The organism is Nonomuraea sp. NPDC051298 (assembly GCF_055586305.1).
Genome location: NZ_JBVJIM010000005.1, coordinates 1 through 14,351, shown reverse-complemented (window position 1 = coordinate 14,351; position 14,351 = coordinate 1). Strand labels below are relative to the sequence as shown.

Annotated in this window: 14 protein-coding genes and 2 rRNA genes; 8 read left to right on the top strand and 8 right to left on the bottom strand. The window is 69.0% G+C overall.

Features of this window, described 5'->3' with window-relative positions; all coding sequences use genetic code 11:
- The first annotated feature begins 714 nt into the window (after positions 1-714).
- Complete coding sequence (gene rsgA, locus ACZ6S0_RS17050; RefSeq protein ID WP_465919280.1) at positions 715-1,791, top strand: ribosome small subunit-dependent GTPase A; 1,077 nt, start codon at positions 715-717, stop codon at positions 1,789-1,791.
- Between the two features lie 199 nt (positions 1,792-1,990).
- Here the strand turns inward: rsgA and ACZ6S0_RS17045 are convergent, their stop codons facing one another.
- Positions 1,991-2,350 carry a hypothetical protein gene (locus ACZ6S0_RS17045; protein ID WP_465917909.1) on the bottom strand — a complete coding sequence of 120 codons (360 nt, stop codon included), beginning with the start codon at positions 2,348-2,350 and terminating at the stop codon, positions 1,991-1,993.
- A 283-nt stretch (positions 2,351-2,633) separates the two neighbouring features.
- A complete protein-coding gene (locus tag ACZ6S0_RS17040) occupies positions 2,634-3,086 on the bottom strand; it encodes a DUF4442 domain-containing protein (protein WP_465917905.1) in 453 nt (150 codons plus the stop codon).
- Positions 3,087-3,184: 98 nt separating this feature from the next.
- On the opposite strand from ACZ6S0_RS17040, the gene hisN reads away from it, so the two are divergent.
- Positions 3,185-3,982, top strand: a complete 798-nt coding sequence (gene hisN, locus ACZ6S0_RS17035; RefSeq protein ID WP_465919277.1) for a histidinol-phosphatase — start codon at positions 3,185-3,187, stop codon at positions 3,980-3,982.
- 138 nt (positions 3,983-4,120) lie between these two features.
- Here hisN and ACZ6S0_RS17030 read toward each other — a convergent pair whose 3' ends face one another.
- Positions 4,121-5,827: a right-handed parallel beta-helix repeat-containing protein gene (locus tag ACZ6S0_RS17030; protein ID WP_465917901.1), complete on the bottom strand. Its 1,707-nt coding sequence runs from the start codon at positions 5,825-5,827 to the stop codon at positions 4,121-4,123.
- A 58-nt stretch (positions 5,828-5,885) separates the two neighbouring features.
- On the opposite strand from ACZ6S0_RS17030, the gene ACZ6S0_RS17025 reads away from it, so the two are divergent.
- Complete coding sequence (locus ACZ6S0_RS17025) at positions 5,886-6,785, top strand: TetR/AcrR family transcriptional regulator (protein ID WP_465917898.1); 900 nt, start codon at positions 5,886-5,888, stop codon at positions 6,783-6,785.
- Here ACZ6S0_RS17025 and ACZ6S0_RS17020 read toward each other — a convergent pair.
- Complete coding sequence (locus ACZ6S0_RS17020; protein WP_465917895.1) at positions 6,782-7,567, bottom strand: fructosamine kinase family protein; 786 nt, start codon at positions 7,565-7,567, stop codon at positions 6,782-6,784. The two genes, ACZ6S0_RS17025 and ACZ6S0_RS17020, sit on opposite strands and share 4 nt — an antisense overlap.
- Positions 7,554-8,027 (bottom strand): low molecular weight protein-tyrosine-phosphatase, encoded by a 474-nt coding sequence (locus ACZ6S0_RS17015; protein WP_465917891.1) that lies wholly within the window; start codon positions 8,025-8,027, stop codon positions 7,554-7,556. The genes ACZ6S0_RS17020 and ACZ6S0_RS17015 overlap by 14 nt, the downstream gene beginning before the upstream one ends.
- A gap of 121 nt (positions 8,028-8,148) precedes the next feature.
- On the opposite strand from ACZ6S0_RS17015, the gene pstS reads away from it, so the two are divergent.
- The 5 genes from pstS to ACZ6S0_RS16990 are packed head-to-tail and all read left to right on the top strand — an operon-like array spanning position 8,149 to position 12,637.
- Positions 8,149-9,264 carry a phosphate ABC transporter substrate-binding protein PstS gene (pstS, locus tag ACZ6S0_RS17010; RefSeq protein WP_465917888.1) on the top strand — a complete coding sequence of 372 codons (1,116 nt, stop codon included), beginning with the start codon at positions 8,149-8,151 and terminating at the stop codon, positions 9,262-9,264.
- A gap of 6 nt (positions 9,265-9,270) precedes the next feature.
- Positions 9,271-10,251: a phosphate ABC transporter permease subunit PstC gene (gene pstC, locus ACZ6S0_RS17005; protein ID WP_465917885.1), complete on the top strand. Its 981-nt coding sequence runs from the start codon at positions 9,271-9,273 to the stop codon at positions 10,249-10,251.
- Positions 10,248-11,120: a phosphate ABC transporter permease PstA gene (gene pstA / locus ACZ6S0_RS17000; RefSeq protein WP_465917880.1), complete on the top strand. Its 873-nt coding sequence runs from the start codon at positions 10,248-10,250 to the stop codon at positions 11,118-11,120. The genes pstC and pstA overlap by 4 nt, the downstream gene beginning before the upstream one ends.
- A gap of 15 nt (positions 11,121-11,135) precedes the next feature.
- Positions 11,136-11,912, top strand: a complete 777-nt coding sequence (gene pstB / locus ACZ6S0_RS16995; protein WP_465917878.1) for a phosphate ABC transporter ATP-binding protein PstB — start codon at positions 11,136-11,138, stop codon at positions 11,910-11,912.
- 26 nt (positions 11,913-11,938) lie between these two features.
- Positions 11,939-12,637: a response regulator transcription factor gene (locus ACZ6S0_RS16990; protein ID WP_465917874.1), complete on the top strand. Its 699-nt coding sequence runs from the start codon at positions 11,939-11,941 to the stop codon at positions 12,635-12,637.
- Here ACZ6S0_RS16990 and ACZ6S0_RS16985 read toward each other — a convergent pair.
- The 3 genes from ACZ6S0_RS16985 to ACZ6S0_RS16975 all read right to left on the bottom strand — a co-directional run.
- On the bottom strand, positions 12,606-13,541 hold the full coding sequence (locus ACZ6S0_RS16985) for a serine hydrolase (RefSeq protein WP_465917872.1): 936 nt from the start codon (positions 13,539-13,541) through the stop codon (positions 12,606-12,608). The two genes, ACZ6S0_RS16990 and ACZ6S0_RS16985, sit on opposite strands and share 32 nt — an antisense overlap.
- A gap of 427 nt (positions 13,542-13,968) precedes the next feature.
- A 5S ribosomal RNA gene (gene rrf, locus ACZ6S0_RS16980) occupies positions 13,969-14,085 on the bottom strand.
- A gap of 67 nt (positions 14,086-14,152) precedes the next feature.
- Positions 14,153-14,351 (bottom strand): 23S ribosomal RNA (locus tag ACZ6S0_RS16975); the annotation flags it as partial.

Below are 14,351 nucleotides of genomic sequence, written 5' to 3'. Positions count from 1 at the left end.
TCCGCATGGCGATCACGAGTTCCACCGGCCTGCCGTCACCCGTGCACTTCCGGGTGACGTCCGCACCGCAGGCACCGCTCACACCAACCAACCCACCACCGACGCCCCACACCAGCCAACCACCTGCGCCCCGCACCAGTTCACCACCAGCACCGCCCACCCGCCCACCACCGACACCGCCCAGCCGCACGCGCGTCCGCATCCGTACACCACGGGCAGGGGCACGGGCGTGGGCACGGACACTGGCACTGGCACTGGCACTGGCGGGACGCTCCAACGGCCTTCCAGGGGCCGCAGACCGGGCTGGAGCACGACGAACACCCGCCTCGCGGGCCCGCACCACACGTGCGCTGGCCACACGTGCACTGGCCACACGCGTACCGACGACACGCCTGCCGACGACGCATTCACTGGTGACACCCTCGCCGGTGACACCCACACCGATGACGCGCGCACCGGCCGCACGGACATCAGCGATACGCGTACCCACCGCACGAACGCCGACCACACGGACACCATCCGCACGTGCGCCGGGCACGGGCACGGGCACAAGTGCGCCGGGCAGGCGAGGCGTCGGCGCGCCGCGCGCCCAGACGGCCTCGCGATCGCGGGAGGCCGCACCACTCTCACCCCACACACGCGAGACGACACACCAAGCACACCGACACCACCAAGGACACCGAGGAAGGGAAGCGAGCGCATGGGAGCGGACCGCTGAGTAAGCGGGAGTACGACGAGGACGACGTACGGGTCAGGCCGGGCAAGGGCTCACGGCCCCGGACCCGCATCCGTCCCGCGCACGAGGACGCCGTCGAAGGATTCGTGGTGGCCGTCGACCGGGGCCGCTACACGACGCTGGTCGAGCCCGAGCGCCCGAAGGGCTCGGCCCAGAAGCGCAAGCCGCCGCAGCCCCGGCTGGTGGTCGCCATGAAGGCCCGCGAGCTGGGCCGCAAGGGCATCGTGGTGGGCGACAGGGTGGCCCTGGTGGGCGACGTGTCGGGCCGCCCAGACACGCTGGCCCGGGTCGTACGCGTGGAGCCGCGCACCTCCATGTTGCGCCGTTCGGCCGACGACACCGAGGACACCGACGGAATCGAACGCCCGGTGGTGGCCAACGCCGACCAGCTCGTCATCGTGACGGCCCTGGCCGACCCGCCGCCGCGCCCGCGCATGATCGACCGCATCCTGGTGGCGGCCTTCGACGCCGAGATCGACGCCCTGCTCTGCCTCACCAAGTCCGACCTCGCGCCGCCCGACGAGCTGGTGGCCCTCTACGAGCCGCTGGGCGTGCCGCACGTGGTCGTCCACAAGGGCGGCTCCCTCGACGAGCTGCGCGAACACCTGTCCGGCCACATCAGCGTCCTGGTGGGCCATTCGGGCGTCGGCAAGTCCACCCTGGTCAACGCCCTGGTCCCCGACGCCAACCGGGCCGTCTCCCATGTCAACGCGGTCACCGGCCGGGGTCGCCACACCTCCACCTCGGCCGTGGCCCTGGAACTGCCCGAGGGCGGCTGGATCATCGACACGCCCGGCATACGCAGCTTCGGGCTGGCCCACGTGTCCGTGGAGACGGTGCTGGCGGCCTTCCCCGACCTGGTGGAGGGCACGGTCGACTGCCCGAAGGGATGCGCGCACCTGGGCGAGGAGTGCGCTCTCGACGCGTGGGTGGCTGCGGGCAACGCCGATCCCGCCCGCCTGGAGTCGCTGCGCCGCCTGCTGGCCAGCCGCGAGGGCACCGCCGACGACCCGACCGCCACCCGCCGCGAGCCGATCTCCGACGACGTCTCCTGACCCCACCTCGCCGACCGCACGCCCCCTGACGCCACCCGTCCGGCCACACATTTCCGAACACGTCCCATAGACGTCCGCACACGTCCCCCGACGGCCGACCACGTTCCCTAGCGTGGCCGGAAAGGTTTGCCGGGCTGCTCATCGGAACGCGTGCCGACCCAAGGGCAGGCCAACCCGGCCAAAGGCTCCGATCACAGCACTAGTAGCAGTATTTCCGGGGGGTGCGTCCCGAGGCCTCGATATCGACGACCTTGCTCTTGGAACTGTCGGGGGTCGTGAGGATCATCCTGATCTGCGGCTTCTTGCCGCTGTCGCCGCTGCCGTTGCCGCAGACCGAGCGGGCTCGCTTGGTGAGGTGGTGGAAGCGGTAGATGACCTTCTTCCAGTTCTTCGTCGGTGTCGAGACCTGCCACATCTCACCGTCGGTCTTCTCGTACCTGCATTGGCTGACGCCCTGGCAGGGGTGGGTGTACTGCTTGACGGACGCCTCGGCGGGGTTGGTCAACAGCGCTCCCGTGACCGCCGCGGCCACCACGCCCAGGGCTAAGGTCTTCATCATGTGCGTTTAGATGTTCGCGGCCACCTCAAGGTTTGCCGTTGTCCAGGATGGCTGCCCATGCGACCTCCGGCGTCCAACAGTGTCCTCTGACCTCCGGCCGAGCCTCCCGACGTCTCGCTTGCGACCGCTGCCGACGTCACATTCTCCGTGAAGTCTCCTTACCCGACCGCACCCGACCGCACCCGCAGAGGGCCGCCCCGACCCACCGACGCGGCGCGTGAGACAGACGCGGCTCGGACCGAGGCGGTCATGCCCGATCATGAACCGCGAGCGCTCTCGGCGGTCAGCCGGCGGGCCGGTTCGGACGCAGCGTCCAGGTGACGGTCAGGGCAGCGACCACGACGCCCTCGGAGTTCGTCACCTCCACCGCCACGTCGAACACCGGCCGCTCCCCCACGTCGAGCCTGGCCACGACCTCGTCGCGGTCGGCCAGCAGCCGGGCCTCGGCCCGTACCTCTCCGGAAGCCACCTTCCGGTACTCGATGGTGGCCGTGGTGGGCAACGGCACCGCCCGGCTGAGCTGGTCTCCCAAGGACGACAGTACGGCGGCCCCCGACGCGGACTCCGCGAGCGTGAAGAGCACCCCTGCGTGCGGCCCGCCGACGTGGTTGTGCAGATCGGCCCGATCGGGCACCCGGCAAATGGCCCGCCCATCCGCCACCGATTCAAAAACGATGCCCAGATTCCGGGCAAAAGGGACTGATTCCAGCAGAAGCTCACCGACATCTAGCGACATATGGACATGCTACTGGCGGGTAACTGAAATGCGGGTTACCAGAAAAGGAGTGTTGGTGACTGATGTTCGGTATACCCGACACGGTAGCGTGGGCGATCGTGCAGGGTTACAGCGATGATCTTCGCCTCGCGCATGTCATGGCGGACGCCGCCGATGACCTGACCATGCGACGGTTCAAGGCGGTCGACCTCAAGGTCGAGACCAAACCCGATCTGACGCCGGTCAGCGACGCCGACCGCGCCGTGGAGGAGGCCATCCGGGGCACGCTCCGTCGCGCCAGGCCGCGCGATGCGGTGGTGGGCGAGGAGTTCGGCAAGACCGGGTGGGGAGCCCGGTCGTGGATCATCGATCCCATCGACGGCACCAAGAACTACGTACGCGGCGTCCCCGTGTGGGCCACCCTGATCGCGCTCATGGAGTACGGCAAGGTCGTCGTCGGCCTCGTCTCGGCCCCCGCCCTCGGCCGGCGCTGGTGGGCGGCGGCCGACGGCGGGGCGTGGACGGGCAAGAGCCTGACCAAGGCGTCCCGCATGCACGTGTCCTCGGTCTCCGCGCTGGAGGACGCCTCGTTCTCGTACTCGAGCTTCGGCGGGTGGGAGAAGGCCGGCAAGCTCGAGAACTTCCTCGACCTTGGCCGGGCCTGCTGGCGTACGCGGGCGTACGGGGACTTCTGGTCACACATGATGGTCGCCGAGGGATCGGTGGACCTGTCGGCCGAGCCGGAGCTGTCACCGTGGGACATGGCGGCGCTCACCGTGATCGTCGAGGAGGCGGGCGGCGCCTGGACGGACGTCGCCGGCGTGAAGGGGCTGGAGGGCGGCAGCCTGGTGTGCACCAACGGCGTCCTGCACAACGAGGTGATCGACCGCCTCAACGGCACCACCCTCAGAACCTGATTCACCCCCTGCCCAGGATCCGATCCGACCCCGCAGCGGCGTCCGGCCCACCGCCCCCACGGCCGGTCGTCGCCACCTCACCGCACGGCGCTCCGGCTCCCAGGAGGGCCGGAAACACACAGAACCGCTGAAACCGGGCTATGGGCGTGGGTGGCGCAGCCCGGCCTGCGACTGGATGGCCTTGGTGGCGGCGTTCAACTCCTGTTCATCTAGGATCGTCAAATTTCCGTCATACGTCACCCCAAGCGGCGGATCATCGTGCCCGACCGGGTCGGCATCCCAGAAGTTCCCCCGGTACACCACGTTCTCCAACGGCGGTGCCACGTGCAGCACGGCCGTGTTGTCGGCCCGCATGACGACGTTCTCCTCCACGGTCACCCAACTGGCCCCATAGTCGGTGTAGAGCCCGAAGTTGTACGGCGTGCGCGTGTCCTTGACGACGTTCCCCCGCACCACGCCCCCGTTGGCCTCCGAGTCCCCCTGGGCGAGGGACAGGTAGATCCCGCCCCCGTCGGCCAGCACCTGCATGGTGTCGACGGTCAGGTTGCGCAGGATGCGCGTGCCCTCCCCCGGCCCGGCCACGATGCCGCAGTGGGGCACCTCCGTGACCTCGTTGTGCGCGATGACGCAGCCGCGCGTGCCGGACACCGAGATCCCCGGCGACCCGCTGTACTCCAGCCCCACCCGGCGCACCCGGTTGTCCTCGATCGCGGTGTCACGGCTGCCCTGGACCACGACGCCCCCGGCGGAGAGCGTGTCGAAGTCGCAGCCGCGTACCGCGATCCGCGAGCCTCCGGACAGACCCAGCCCCGAGGCCCCGAGCCGGGTGAACCGGCAGCCCTCGATCTCCACCCCGTCCGTGTCCTCGGCCGTCACACAGGCGGGAATCGTGACGGAAGCAACCGGATACGTCACGGAGGCGTCCTCCCCGATGAAGGCCGTCTCGATGCCCCCGCCCTCGTAGTAGCCACTGCCGTGGTAGTGCGGGAAGCCTTCCGGACGATCCGGGCGCAACCACGTGGCCTCGGCGAACACCACTCCCTTGAACGACACGTCCCGCGCTCCGGCCACGGTCACCAGCCGCTCCAGGACCGGCGCGACCACCCGCGTACGCCCCGGCTCCTCACCGGGAAGAGGCAGGTACATCAGCACGTGGTCCCCCGCCCGTGACCGGTCGAGCACGAAGGTGCCCGGCTCGCGCAGGAAGCTCGGGTCGTTCTCGACGCTGGTGGGCAGGCCGGGCCCGTTGGAGGTGGCGCCCTCCCAGGTCGAGTTGTACAGCTCGGTGGCCAGCCCGAAGCCCGGCTGGGCCATGGTGATCACCGTCGAGCCGCCGTCGGCCGAGACCCCGGCCATCGGCAGGCGGGCCTCGGTCCACGGGTAGACTCCCCGGTAGACGAACTCGGCCCCGCGCCACGCCAGGGGCTCCGCGTTGTCGGTGACGTAGCCGGTTTCGGTCATGGCCGCCGTCCCCGGCAGGCCGGGGACGGCGGCGCGGGGGGCGCGGCGGCCGTCCACATAGAGCTGCCGGGTCCGCAGGTCGCCGACCTCGGCCAGCCAGACGCCGTCCCGCTCCTGCCAGCCGGTGATCACCTGGCCGCCGCTGATGACGGGCTCCTCCTGCTCGGGAGTGCCGTAGCCGTACGCCTGGTAGACGGTGCCCGAGTCGTCGCCGGTCAGCTCGAACGGCCGCGCCTGCACATGCGTCCCGCCCCTGAGCAGGACGACCGCCGCGCCAGGAGCCTCGCGGGCCGCCGACCGGGCGCGTTCGAGAGTCGCGAACGGTCGTTCTGCGGAGCCCGGCGAGGAGTCGTCGCCTCCGGGATCGACGTGGAAGTGAAACATCTGAGCCGCCTTCCGTTGTTTATGTGGTACACCAACTACTACACCATAAACTAGAAGCATGGGGAATCCGGACGACGGGGTCGAGCTGTTGTGGCGCGAAGGCGAGCGCGAGCCGCGCGCCGGGCTGAGCCTGGGCAGGATCGTGCGCGCCGCCATCGAGCTGGCCGACGCGGAGGGACTCGACGGCCTGTCCATGCGCAAGGTCGCCGACCGGCTCGGCTTCACGACCATGTCCCTCTACCGCCACGTCCCAGGCCGCGACCAGCTACTCGACCTGATGCTCGACGAGGTCATCGGCGAGCGGGCCACAGAGCAGATGACGGGGCAGATGACGGGGCAGATGACGGGGCAGGTCACGGAGCCGGAGCGCCCGCCGGCGGCCGGCTGGCGGGCCGCCCTGGAGGCGGTGACCAGGCAGACGTGGCGCACCTGCCGACGCCACCCCTGGATGGCCGAGGTACGCGGCACCCGCCACCTCCCCGGCCCCAACGCCGTCGCCCACTACGAGCGCATGCTCGCCACCCTGACCGGCACGGCGCTCAGGCCGTCCGAGGTGATCGCGGTCGTCGGCCTGCTCGGCCGCTTCGTGGACGCCGAGGCCCTGACCCTGGTCGAGATCCAGCGCGAGGAGCGCCGCAGTGGCGTGTCGGAGGAGGAGTGGTGGGGCGGCCGCGACTCCCTGTACGAGCGCCTCGGCCAATACCCCACGATCACCCGCCTGTGGGAGACCGGCGGCTGGGACCCCCCGGAGGACTCCTTCGAGTTCGGCCTGCGCCGCCTCCTCGACGGCGTCGAGACCCTCGTCCGAGAGCGTGACGAATCCCGTGACGAAATCTGCCCCGAGTGTGGCACCCCACTGGAGCCCGCCGCGTCCGGCCGTCCCCGCGTCTACTGCTCCCGGGCCTGTCAGCAACGCGCCTACCGCAGACGCAAGTCAGGCGCGGACAACTGCGGCTAAAGCGCCAGCACCCGCCGCACCGCGCCCATGAGGCTCTCCCGGTACGCCCCGCCGAACAACACCACGTGCACCAGCAGCGGATGGAGCTGGTGCACCGCCACCCGCTCCCGCCACCCCTCCGCAAGCGGAAACTCCTCCCGGTACGCCCCCAGCACCCGATCGAGATACGGCAGCCCGAACAGGTCCAGCATCGCCAGATCGGTCTCCCGATGCCCGCCGTGGGCCGCCGGATCGATCAGCACGCCGTCCCCGCCCGACCACAACACGTTCCCGCTCCACAGGTCCCCGTGGATCCGCGCGGGCGGCTCCGCGGGCCCGGCGACCTCCGCCAGGCGTCCGACGGCCCGTTCCACGAGCGCGGCATCCGAGGCCCCCAGCCGCGCCGTACGCAGGAACGGCAGCACCCGCCGCTCCACGTAGAACGCCGGCCAGTCGGCGGCGGGCGAGTTGTCCATGGGCAGCTCGGCGATGAAGCCCGGCCACGGGGCGCCGAAACCCGGCGCTCCCGCGCGGTGCAACCGGGCCAGCGAGCGCCCGAACCGCTCGGCGGCGGCCGGACCGGGCGGCTCCTGGCGTACCCAGGACAGCACGAGCCGGTCGGGCCGCACGTCGATCACCTCGGGCACCGCGGCGGCCTCGCCCAGCCAGCGCAGCCCGGCGGCCTCCGAGGCGAAGCCCTCGGAGGCCGGGCCGCTCTTCGCGAAGACCTCACGCCCGTCGTCCAGCACGCCCCGGCGCAGCCGGCGGCCGTGCGACGACCCCAGATCGTCAGTGAATCTCATCGGCGACGTGCTTGGCCACGCCCTCGGCGGCGGCCTCGACCAGCCCGAGCACCTCCTCGAACCCCTCACGGCCGCCGTAGTACGGATCCGGCACCTCGGCCCCCTCGGGCGATGCCGGATCGAACGACCGGAACAACCGCACCTTCGCCCCCGCTGACGCCAGCCGCCGCAGATTGGACAGGTTGTCCCGGTCCATGGCCAGCACGAGGTCGTAGCGGTCGAACCAGTCTTCGGTGAACTGCCTGGCCCGGTGCGCCGAGCCGTCGTACCCGTGCCGGGCGAGGATCTCCAGCGCCCGCTCGTCCATGGGATCTCCGGCGTGCCACCCGCCGGTCCCCGCGCTGTCGACGACGACACTTCCGCCCAGTCCGCGGTTCTCGAGCGTCCGGCGCAACACGACCTCGGCCATCGGCGACCGGCAGATGTTCCCCATGCACACTAGGCATACGCGATAGGTCATAGCACCCATCATGAGGGTGACCTGGCGCGTTCACCGAACGTTCACCCATGGTGGGGGGTCCGAGTCACCTTGCCTGCATAGCTTTCCAAACGACTAAGGACCAAGTGGGAGGAACCCAACCGTGAAGTATGCAGGCCGGCTCGCCGCCGTCGCCGTCGTCGGCGCGCTCTCGCTCGCTGCGTGCGGCACAGACAACAACGCAGGCAGCGGGACCACCAGCTCTGCCAGTGCCAGTGCGCCCGCGGCGGGCAATGACAACGCTGTGAGTGGCACGATCAACGCCGCGGGCTCCTCCGCCCAGGCGAACGCGATCACCGAGTGGACGAAGAACTTCACGGCCACGAACCCTGGTGTGACCCTGAACTACCAGCCGAGCGGCTCGGGCGCCGGTGTGCAGGCGTTCATCCAGGGCACGGTCTCCTTCGCCGGCTCCGACTCGGCGCTCAAGGAAGACGAGCCCGCCCAGGCCGACGCCCGGTGCAAGACCGGCAAGGCGATCAACATCCCGATGGTGACCGGCCCCGTCGCGGTCGTCTACAACCTGCCCGGCGCCGAGGGCCTCCAGCTCTCCCCCAAGACGCTCGCCGGCATCTTCAACAGCAAGATCACCAAGTGGGACGACGCCGCCATCAAGGCCGACAACCCCAGCGCCACGCTGCCGTCCACCCCGATCGTGGCGGTCCACCGCTCCGACGAGTCGGGCACCAGCGACAACTTCACCAAGTTCCTCAAGGCCACCGCCGAGGCCGACTGGCCGTACGAGCCGGCCAAGGCCTGGCCCGCCGAGGCCAAGGGCCAGGGCGCGAAGGGCTCCGACCAGATCGCCGCCAGCGTGAAGGACTCCGAGGGCGCGATCAGCTACGTCGAGCTCTCCTACGCCGAGAACTCCGGGCTGCAGAAGGCCAAGGTCTCCAACGGCGCCGGTGAGTTCGTCGAGCTGACCCCGGAGAGCGCGGCCAAGACGGTCGAGACCGCCGAGGTCAAGGGCACCGGCAACGACCTCGCCCTGTCGATCGACTACGCCACCAAGACCCCGGGCGCCTACCCGATCGTCCTGGTGACCTACGAGATCACCTGCGAGAAGGGCCTGCCGGCCGAGGAGTCGAAGGTCGTCAAGAGCTTCCTCACCTACACCGCCAGCGACGAGGGCCAGGCCGCGCTGAAGGAGCTCGGCTACGCCCCCCTGTCGGGCGAACTGCTCACGAAGGTCCGGACCGCGGTCGAGGCGATCTCCTAACCCCCCATGACAACAAACGTACGTACCCGTGACGGCGGACCGGCCGAGAGCCGGTTCGCCTCGCGGCGCAGCCACGGTGAGAGCCCCTTCCGCATCACCGCCACCGGGGCCGGCGTCCTGCTGCTGGCGATCATGGCGGCCATCGCCGTGTTCCTCATCAGCGAGGCGCTGCCCGCGTTGCAGGCGAACAAGGGCAACTTCTTCACCGACTTGATCTGGGAACCGAACAGCAGCGGCGTGTTCGGCATCGGAGCGCTCGCGTTCGGCACCGTGTTCAGCTCGGCGCTCGCGCTCGTCATCGCCACCCCGATCGCGGTCGGCGTCGCGCTGTTCATCTCTCACTACGCCCCCCGCAGGCTCGCGGCCCCCCTCGGCTACCTGATCGACCTGCTCGCCGCCGTCCCCAGCGTCGTCTACGGCCTGTGGGGCGTGGCGTTCCTGGTGCCCCTCATCAGGACCCCGTCGCAGTGGGTCAACGAGCATTTCGGCTGGTTCCCGCTGTTCGCCGGCGAAGGCGTCATCGGCGGCAAGACCATGCTCGCCGGCGCGATCGTGCTGGCCATCATGATCCTGCCGATCATCGCGGCCATCTCCCGCGAGGTGTTCCTCCAGGCTCCGAAGATGAACGAGGAAGCCGCGCTCGCTCTCGGCGCCACCCGCTGGGAGATGATCAGGATGGCCGTGCTGCCCTTCGGCCGCCCCGGCGTCATCAGCGCCGCCATGCTCGGCCTCGGCCGGGCCATGGGCGAGACCATCGCGGTCGCGCTGATCTTCCCGGCCACCTTCGACATCAGCATCGAGATCCTCACCCCGCACGCCAACAGCATCGCCGCCAACATCGCCAACGGGTTCGGCGAGGCCACCGAGATGGGCCGGGGCGCCCTGATCGCCTCCGGTCTGGTGCTGTTCATCATCACGTTGCTGGTCAACATGGCGGCTCGGATGGTCATCAACCGCCGCAAGGAGTTCGCGAGGGCCGGCGCATGACGATTCAGCACATCTCAACCGGCCGCCGGATCAAGGACAGGGTCGTCCAGGGCCTGGTCTACCTGGCGTTCGTGCTGGCCGTGATCCCCTTGATCTCGGTGCTCTGGCTGGTGATCTCCAACGGCATCGGCCGCTTCGACATGGAGTTCCTCACCCACTCCATGAACGGCATCGGTGCCAGAGACGCCGGCGGCGGCGCGTACCACGCGATCATCGGCACGCTGGAACAGGTTCTGCTCGCCTCGCTCATCTCGGTCCCGATCGGCCTGTTCACCGCGATCTATCTGGTCGAATACGGCAACGGGGGCCGGCTGAGCCGCGCCATCAGCTTCTTCGTGGACGTCATGACCGGCGTCCCTTCAGTCGTTTCCGGCCTGTTCGTCTTCGCGTTCTGGATCCTGTTCCTCGGCTTCCCGTTCTCCGGCTGGGCGGGCGCGATCGCGCTGTCGATCCTGATGATGCCGACGGTCGTCAGGTCCGCCGAGGAGATGCTCCGGCTGGTGCCCAACGACCTGCGCGAAGCCTCGTACGCGCTGGGCGTGCCCAAGTGGCGCACCATCGGCAAGGTCGTGCTGCCGACCGCGTTCACCGGCATCGTCACCGGCGTCATGCTGGCGGTGGCCCGCGTCGCCGGTGAGACCGCACCGCTGTTGATGACGGTGTTCTTCACCAACTCCATCAACAACGACCCGTTCAACGGGCCGCAGATGGGCCTGCCGCTGTTCGTCTTCGACCAGGCCGCGCGTCCCAACGACACCGCGGTCGACCGGGCGTGGACCGGAGCCCTCACGCTGATCCTGATCGTCATGCTGCTCAACCTGGTGGCGCGCCTGATCGCCTGGTGGCGTGCGCCCGCCAGGGGCCGATAGGGGGTAACCACCGCAATGTCCAAGCAGATCCAGGTCTCGGGTCTCGACGCGTACTACGGGTCGCACAAGGCGATCGAAGACGTGTCGATGACCATCGAGCCCCGTTCGATCACCGCGTTCATCGGCCCGTCGGGATGCGGCAAGTCGACGTTCCTGCGCACGCTCAACCGCATGCACGAGGTGATCCCCGGTGCGCGCGTGGAGGGCAAGGTGCTGCTCGACGGCGAGGACCTGTACGCCCCCACCATCGAGCCCGTCTCCGTCCGCCGGATGATCGGCATGGTCTTCCAGCGCCCCAACCCGTTCCCCACGATGTCGATCTACGAGAACGTGGCCGCCGGGCTCAAGCTCAACGGCCGCGTCAGCAAGTCGGAGAGCGACAGCGTCGTGGAGGAGTCGCTCAAGGGCGCCAACCTCTGGAACGAGGTCAAGGACCGCCTCAGCAAGCCCGGCGCCGGCCTGTCCGGCGGTCAGCAGCAGCGGCTCTGCATCGCCCGCGCTATCGCGGTCAAGCCGCAGGTGCTGCTGATGGACGAGCCGTGCTCGGCGCTCGACCCGATCTCCACGCTGGCCATCGAGGACCTGATGGCCAAGCTGAAGGACCAGTACACGATCGTCATCGTGACCCACAACATGCAGCAGGCCGCCCGCGTCAGCGACCGGACCGCGTTCTTCAACCTCGCCGAGCAGGGCAAGCCCGGCAAGGTGATCGAGATGGACGAGACCTCCCGCATGTTCACCAACCCCACGCAGAAGGCCACGGAGGACTACATCACGGGGCGCTTCGGCTGATGACCCCACAGCAGGCGGCATCCACGATGAACGGGGACACGAGGACCAAGCCCGTACTGCTCATCGCCGACCCCGACGGCGCCGTGGTGGAGGAGGTGGCCACCGCCCTCGAACGCGAGGGCGTGGCCGTCACCGGTGCCTCCGACGGTGCTCAGGGGCTGCTGCAGGCCGGAGCCCTGCAGCCGGACGTGGTACTCGTCTCGGCCACGCTCCCGGTCATCGACGCAGTGGAGTTCGTACGCGCGGTGCGGCTGGCGCGAGCCGTACCCGTGCTGCTCGGCGTGGGAGAGGGACACGCCGAGCAAGCGGTACGCGCACTCGCGGCAGGCGCGGCCGCCTGCGTGGCCAGGCCCTACCGGGTGCCCGAACTGCTGCCGTTCATCCAGGCGGCCTCGCCCGAGTCCCGCAAGGTGCTCGCCGTGGGCGGGGTCGAGCTGGACGTACAGGCTTACCAAGTACGCGTCAGCGGGCGGGCCGTGCACCTGCCGTTGCGTGAGTTCGAGCTGTTGCAGTACCTCATGCGCAACGCCGACCGCACGGTCACCCGCGAGCAGATCATGCGCCACGTCTGGCACGCCGCCGCGAACACCTCGACGAACACGATCGCGGTGCACGTCAAACGACTGCGGGCACGTCTCGGCGACGAGGACGACCAGCTCATCCAGACCGTACGCGGGGTGGGCTATCGGCTGGTCACGCCCGGCACTTCCGAAAATCCTGCATAATCCGCTTTGCCACACCTTCGACCGTCGCGATGCCGTACCCTACCTCGGGACTTCCCTCGGTGAGTACGGCAACGGCGTAGTCGCGCCCGTCACTCCTGATCAGCCCCACGCTGATCGTGGCCCAGCGCTTGGTCGAGACCCGCTTCAGCCAGCCGTTCTTCAGCGCCACCCGGTCCCCCTCACACGCGGCGGCGCTGATACCCCAGTCCTGGCCGTCGATGACCGCGCCCATGAGCCTGAGCACCTGCTCCCGGTCACCCTTCTTGAGCGGGCTCCGCTCGGACACCAGCGCCGCCATCAGCCGCACCTGGTCGTCCACGGACGTCTTGGTGATCCCCCAGCAGTACAGGTCGAGGCAGTCCCCCGGCACCCCCTGCGTGTGCTTCAGCCCGAACCTCTTCCCGGCCGCGGTGAACCCGCCCGCGCCCCCGATCCGTGACCACAACCGGTCGGCCGCATGGTTGTCGCTGTAGCGGATCATCATCTCGGCATCCCGCCTGACCCCCGCCGGCAACTTCTTCCATGACGTACGCAACAGCAACGCCATGAGAATCTGCACCTTCGCCGTACTGGCCGTGATCAGCCGCTCGCCCGCGTGATACCGATACACCTGGCCCGTACCCAGGTCCTTCACCATGGCCGTCGCCGCCCCGGCCCGCCCGGCCAGATACCGGTCAAGCCGCGCGGATATCTTCTCCCCCGGCACCCGCGACACACCCGCCACCTTGGCCACCGCCACCAGCTCCCCACCACCCACACCAACACCACCAGCCCTGACGCCGGCAACCACCACACCAGACCCCACCGAACCGCCCCCGCCCACCCCTTGCTCCGACGCAATCGGCATAACCAGGGCAAGCGCCATGACCAGTCGAGCCGCCGCCTTCACCCCGGCCGTGATCACCCGAGCATTATCACGAAAACTCCCCCCACCCCGCTAGACAAACAACCCCAATCTCCGATGAATCCTCACATCCCCCCAACAACCACCCCCAACCCCCACAACACCCCCTCCGCCCCGACCAACCGCCAACCCCACACCCACCGACCCCCACCAACAAGACCAACCACCACCCCAGAACCAACAGCGAGCACCAACCCCCGGAAAACAGAAAAGGGCCCAGCCACCCCGGCCAGGCCCACCAAACACACACCCCCACCACCCAGCCAAACCCCACCACCCCACAACCACAACCCTTCAAACAGCCACGACAACCCCCAACCAGCCTCCCCCCACAACCCGCCGAAGAAAGAAGACGAAGAAGAAAAGGAGTCCGGAAATGCAGGAAGGGCCCGACACAAACCGTGTCAGACCCATTCCCGAAATGATTGTCCGGCGGTGACCTACTCTCCCACACCCTCCCGAGTGCAGTACCATCGGCGCAGAGAAGCTTAACTTCCGGGTTCGGAATGTAACCGGGTGTTTCCTTCCCGCCATAACCGCCGTAACCCTCCGAAACAGCCCATTTGCTGTCTCAGAATTGCCTAGTGGACGCGAGCAAGAAAAACTGCTTTGTGGTCAAGTCCTCGGCCTATTAGTACCGGTCAGCTCCACACGTTACCGCGCTTCCACCTCCGGCCTATCAACCCGGTCATCACCCGGGAGCCTTACCCCCCTCACAGGGGTGGGAGACCTCATCTCAAGGCAAGCTTCCCGCTTAGATGCTTTCAGCGGTTATCCCTCCCGAACGTAGCCAACCAGCCATGCACCTGG

Bases quoted from the DNA above. Each gene is read 5' to 3' on its own strand.
- ACZ6S0_RS17045 (WP_465917909.1), bottom strand. From the start codon at position 2,350: ATGATGAAGACCTTAGCCCTGGGCGTGGTGGCCGCGGCGGTCACGGGA.
- ACZ6S0_RS17040 (WP_465917905.1), bottom strand. From the start codon at position 3,086: ATGTCGCTAGATGTCGGTGAGCTTCTGCTGGAATCAGTCCCTTTTGCC.
- ACZ6S0_RS17030 (WP_465917901.1), bottom strand. From the start codon at position 5,827: ATGTTTCACTTCCACGTCGATCCCGGAGGCGACGACTCCTCGCCGGGC.
- ACZ6S0_RS17025 (WP_465917898.1), top strand. From the start codon at position 5,886: ATGGGGAATCCGGACGACGGGGTCGAGCTGTTGTGGCGCGAAGGCGAG.
- ACZ6S0_RS17020 (WP_465917895.1), bottom strand. From the start codon at position 7,567: ATGAGATTCACTGACGATCTGGGGTCGTCGCACGGCCGCCGGCTGCGC.
- ACZ6S0_RS17015 (WP_465917891.1), bottom strand. From the start codon at position 8,027: ATGACCTATCGCGTATGCCTAGTGTGCATGGGGAACATCTGCCGGTCG.
- pstC (WP_465917885.1), top strand. From the start codon at position 9,271: ATGACAACAAACGTACGTACCCGTGACGGCGGACCGGCCGAGAGCCGG.
- pstA (WP_465917880.1), top strand. From the start codon at position 10,248: ATGACGATTCAGCACATCTCAACCGGCCGCCGGATCAAGGACAGGGTC.
- pstB (WP_465917878.1), top strand. From the start codon at position 11,136: ATGTCCAAGCAGATCCAGGTCTCGGGTCTCGACGCGTACTACGGGTCG.
- ACZ6S0_RS16990 (WP_465917874.1), top strand. From the start codon at position 11,939: ATGAACGGGGACACGAGGACCAAGCCCGTACTGCTCATCGCCGACCCC.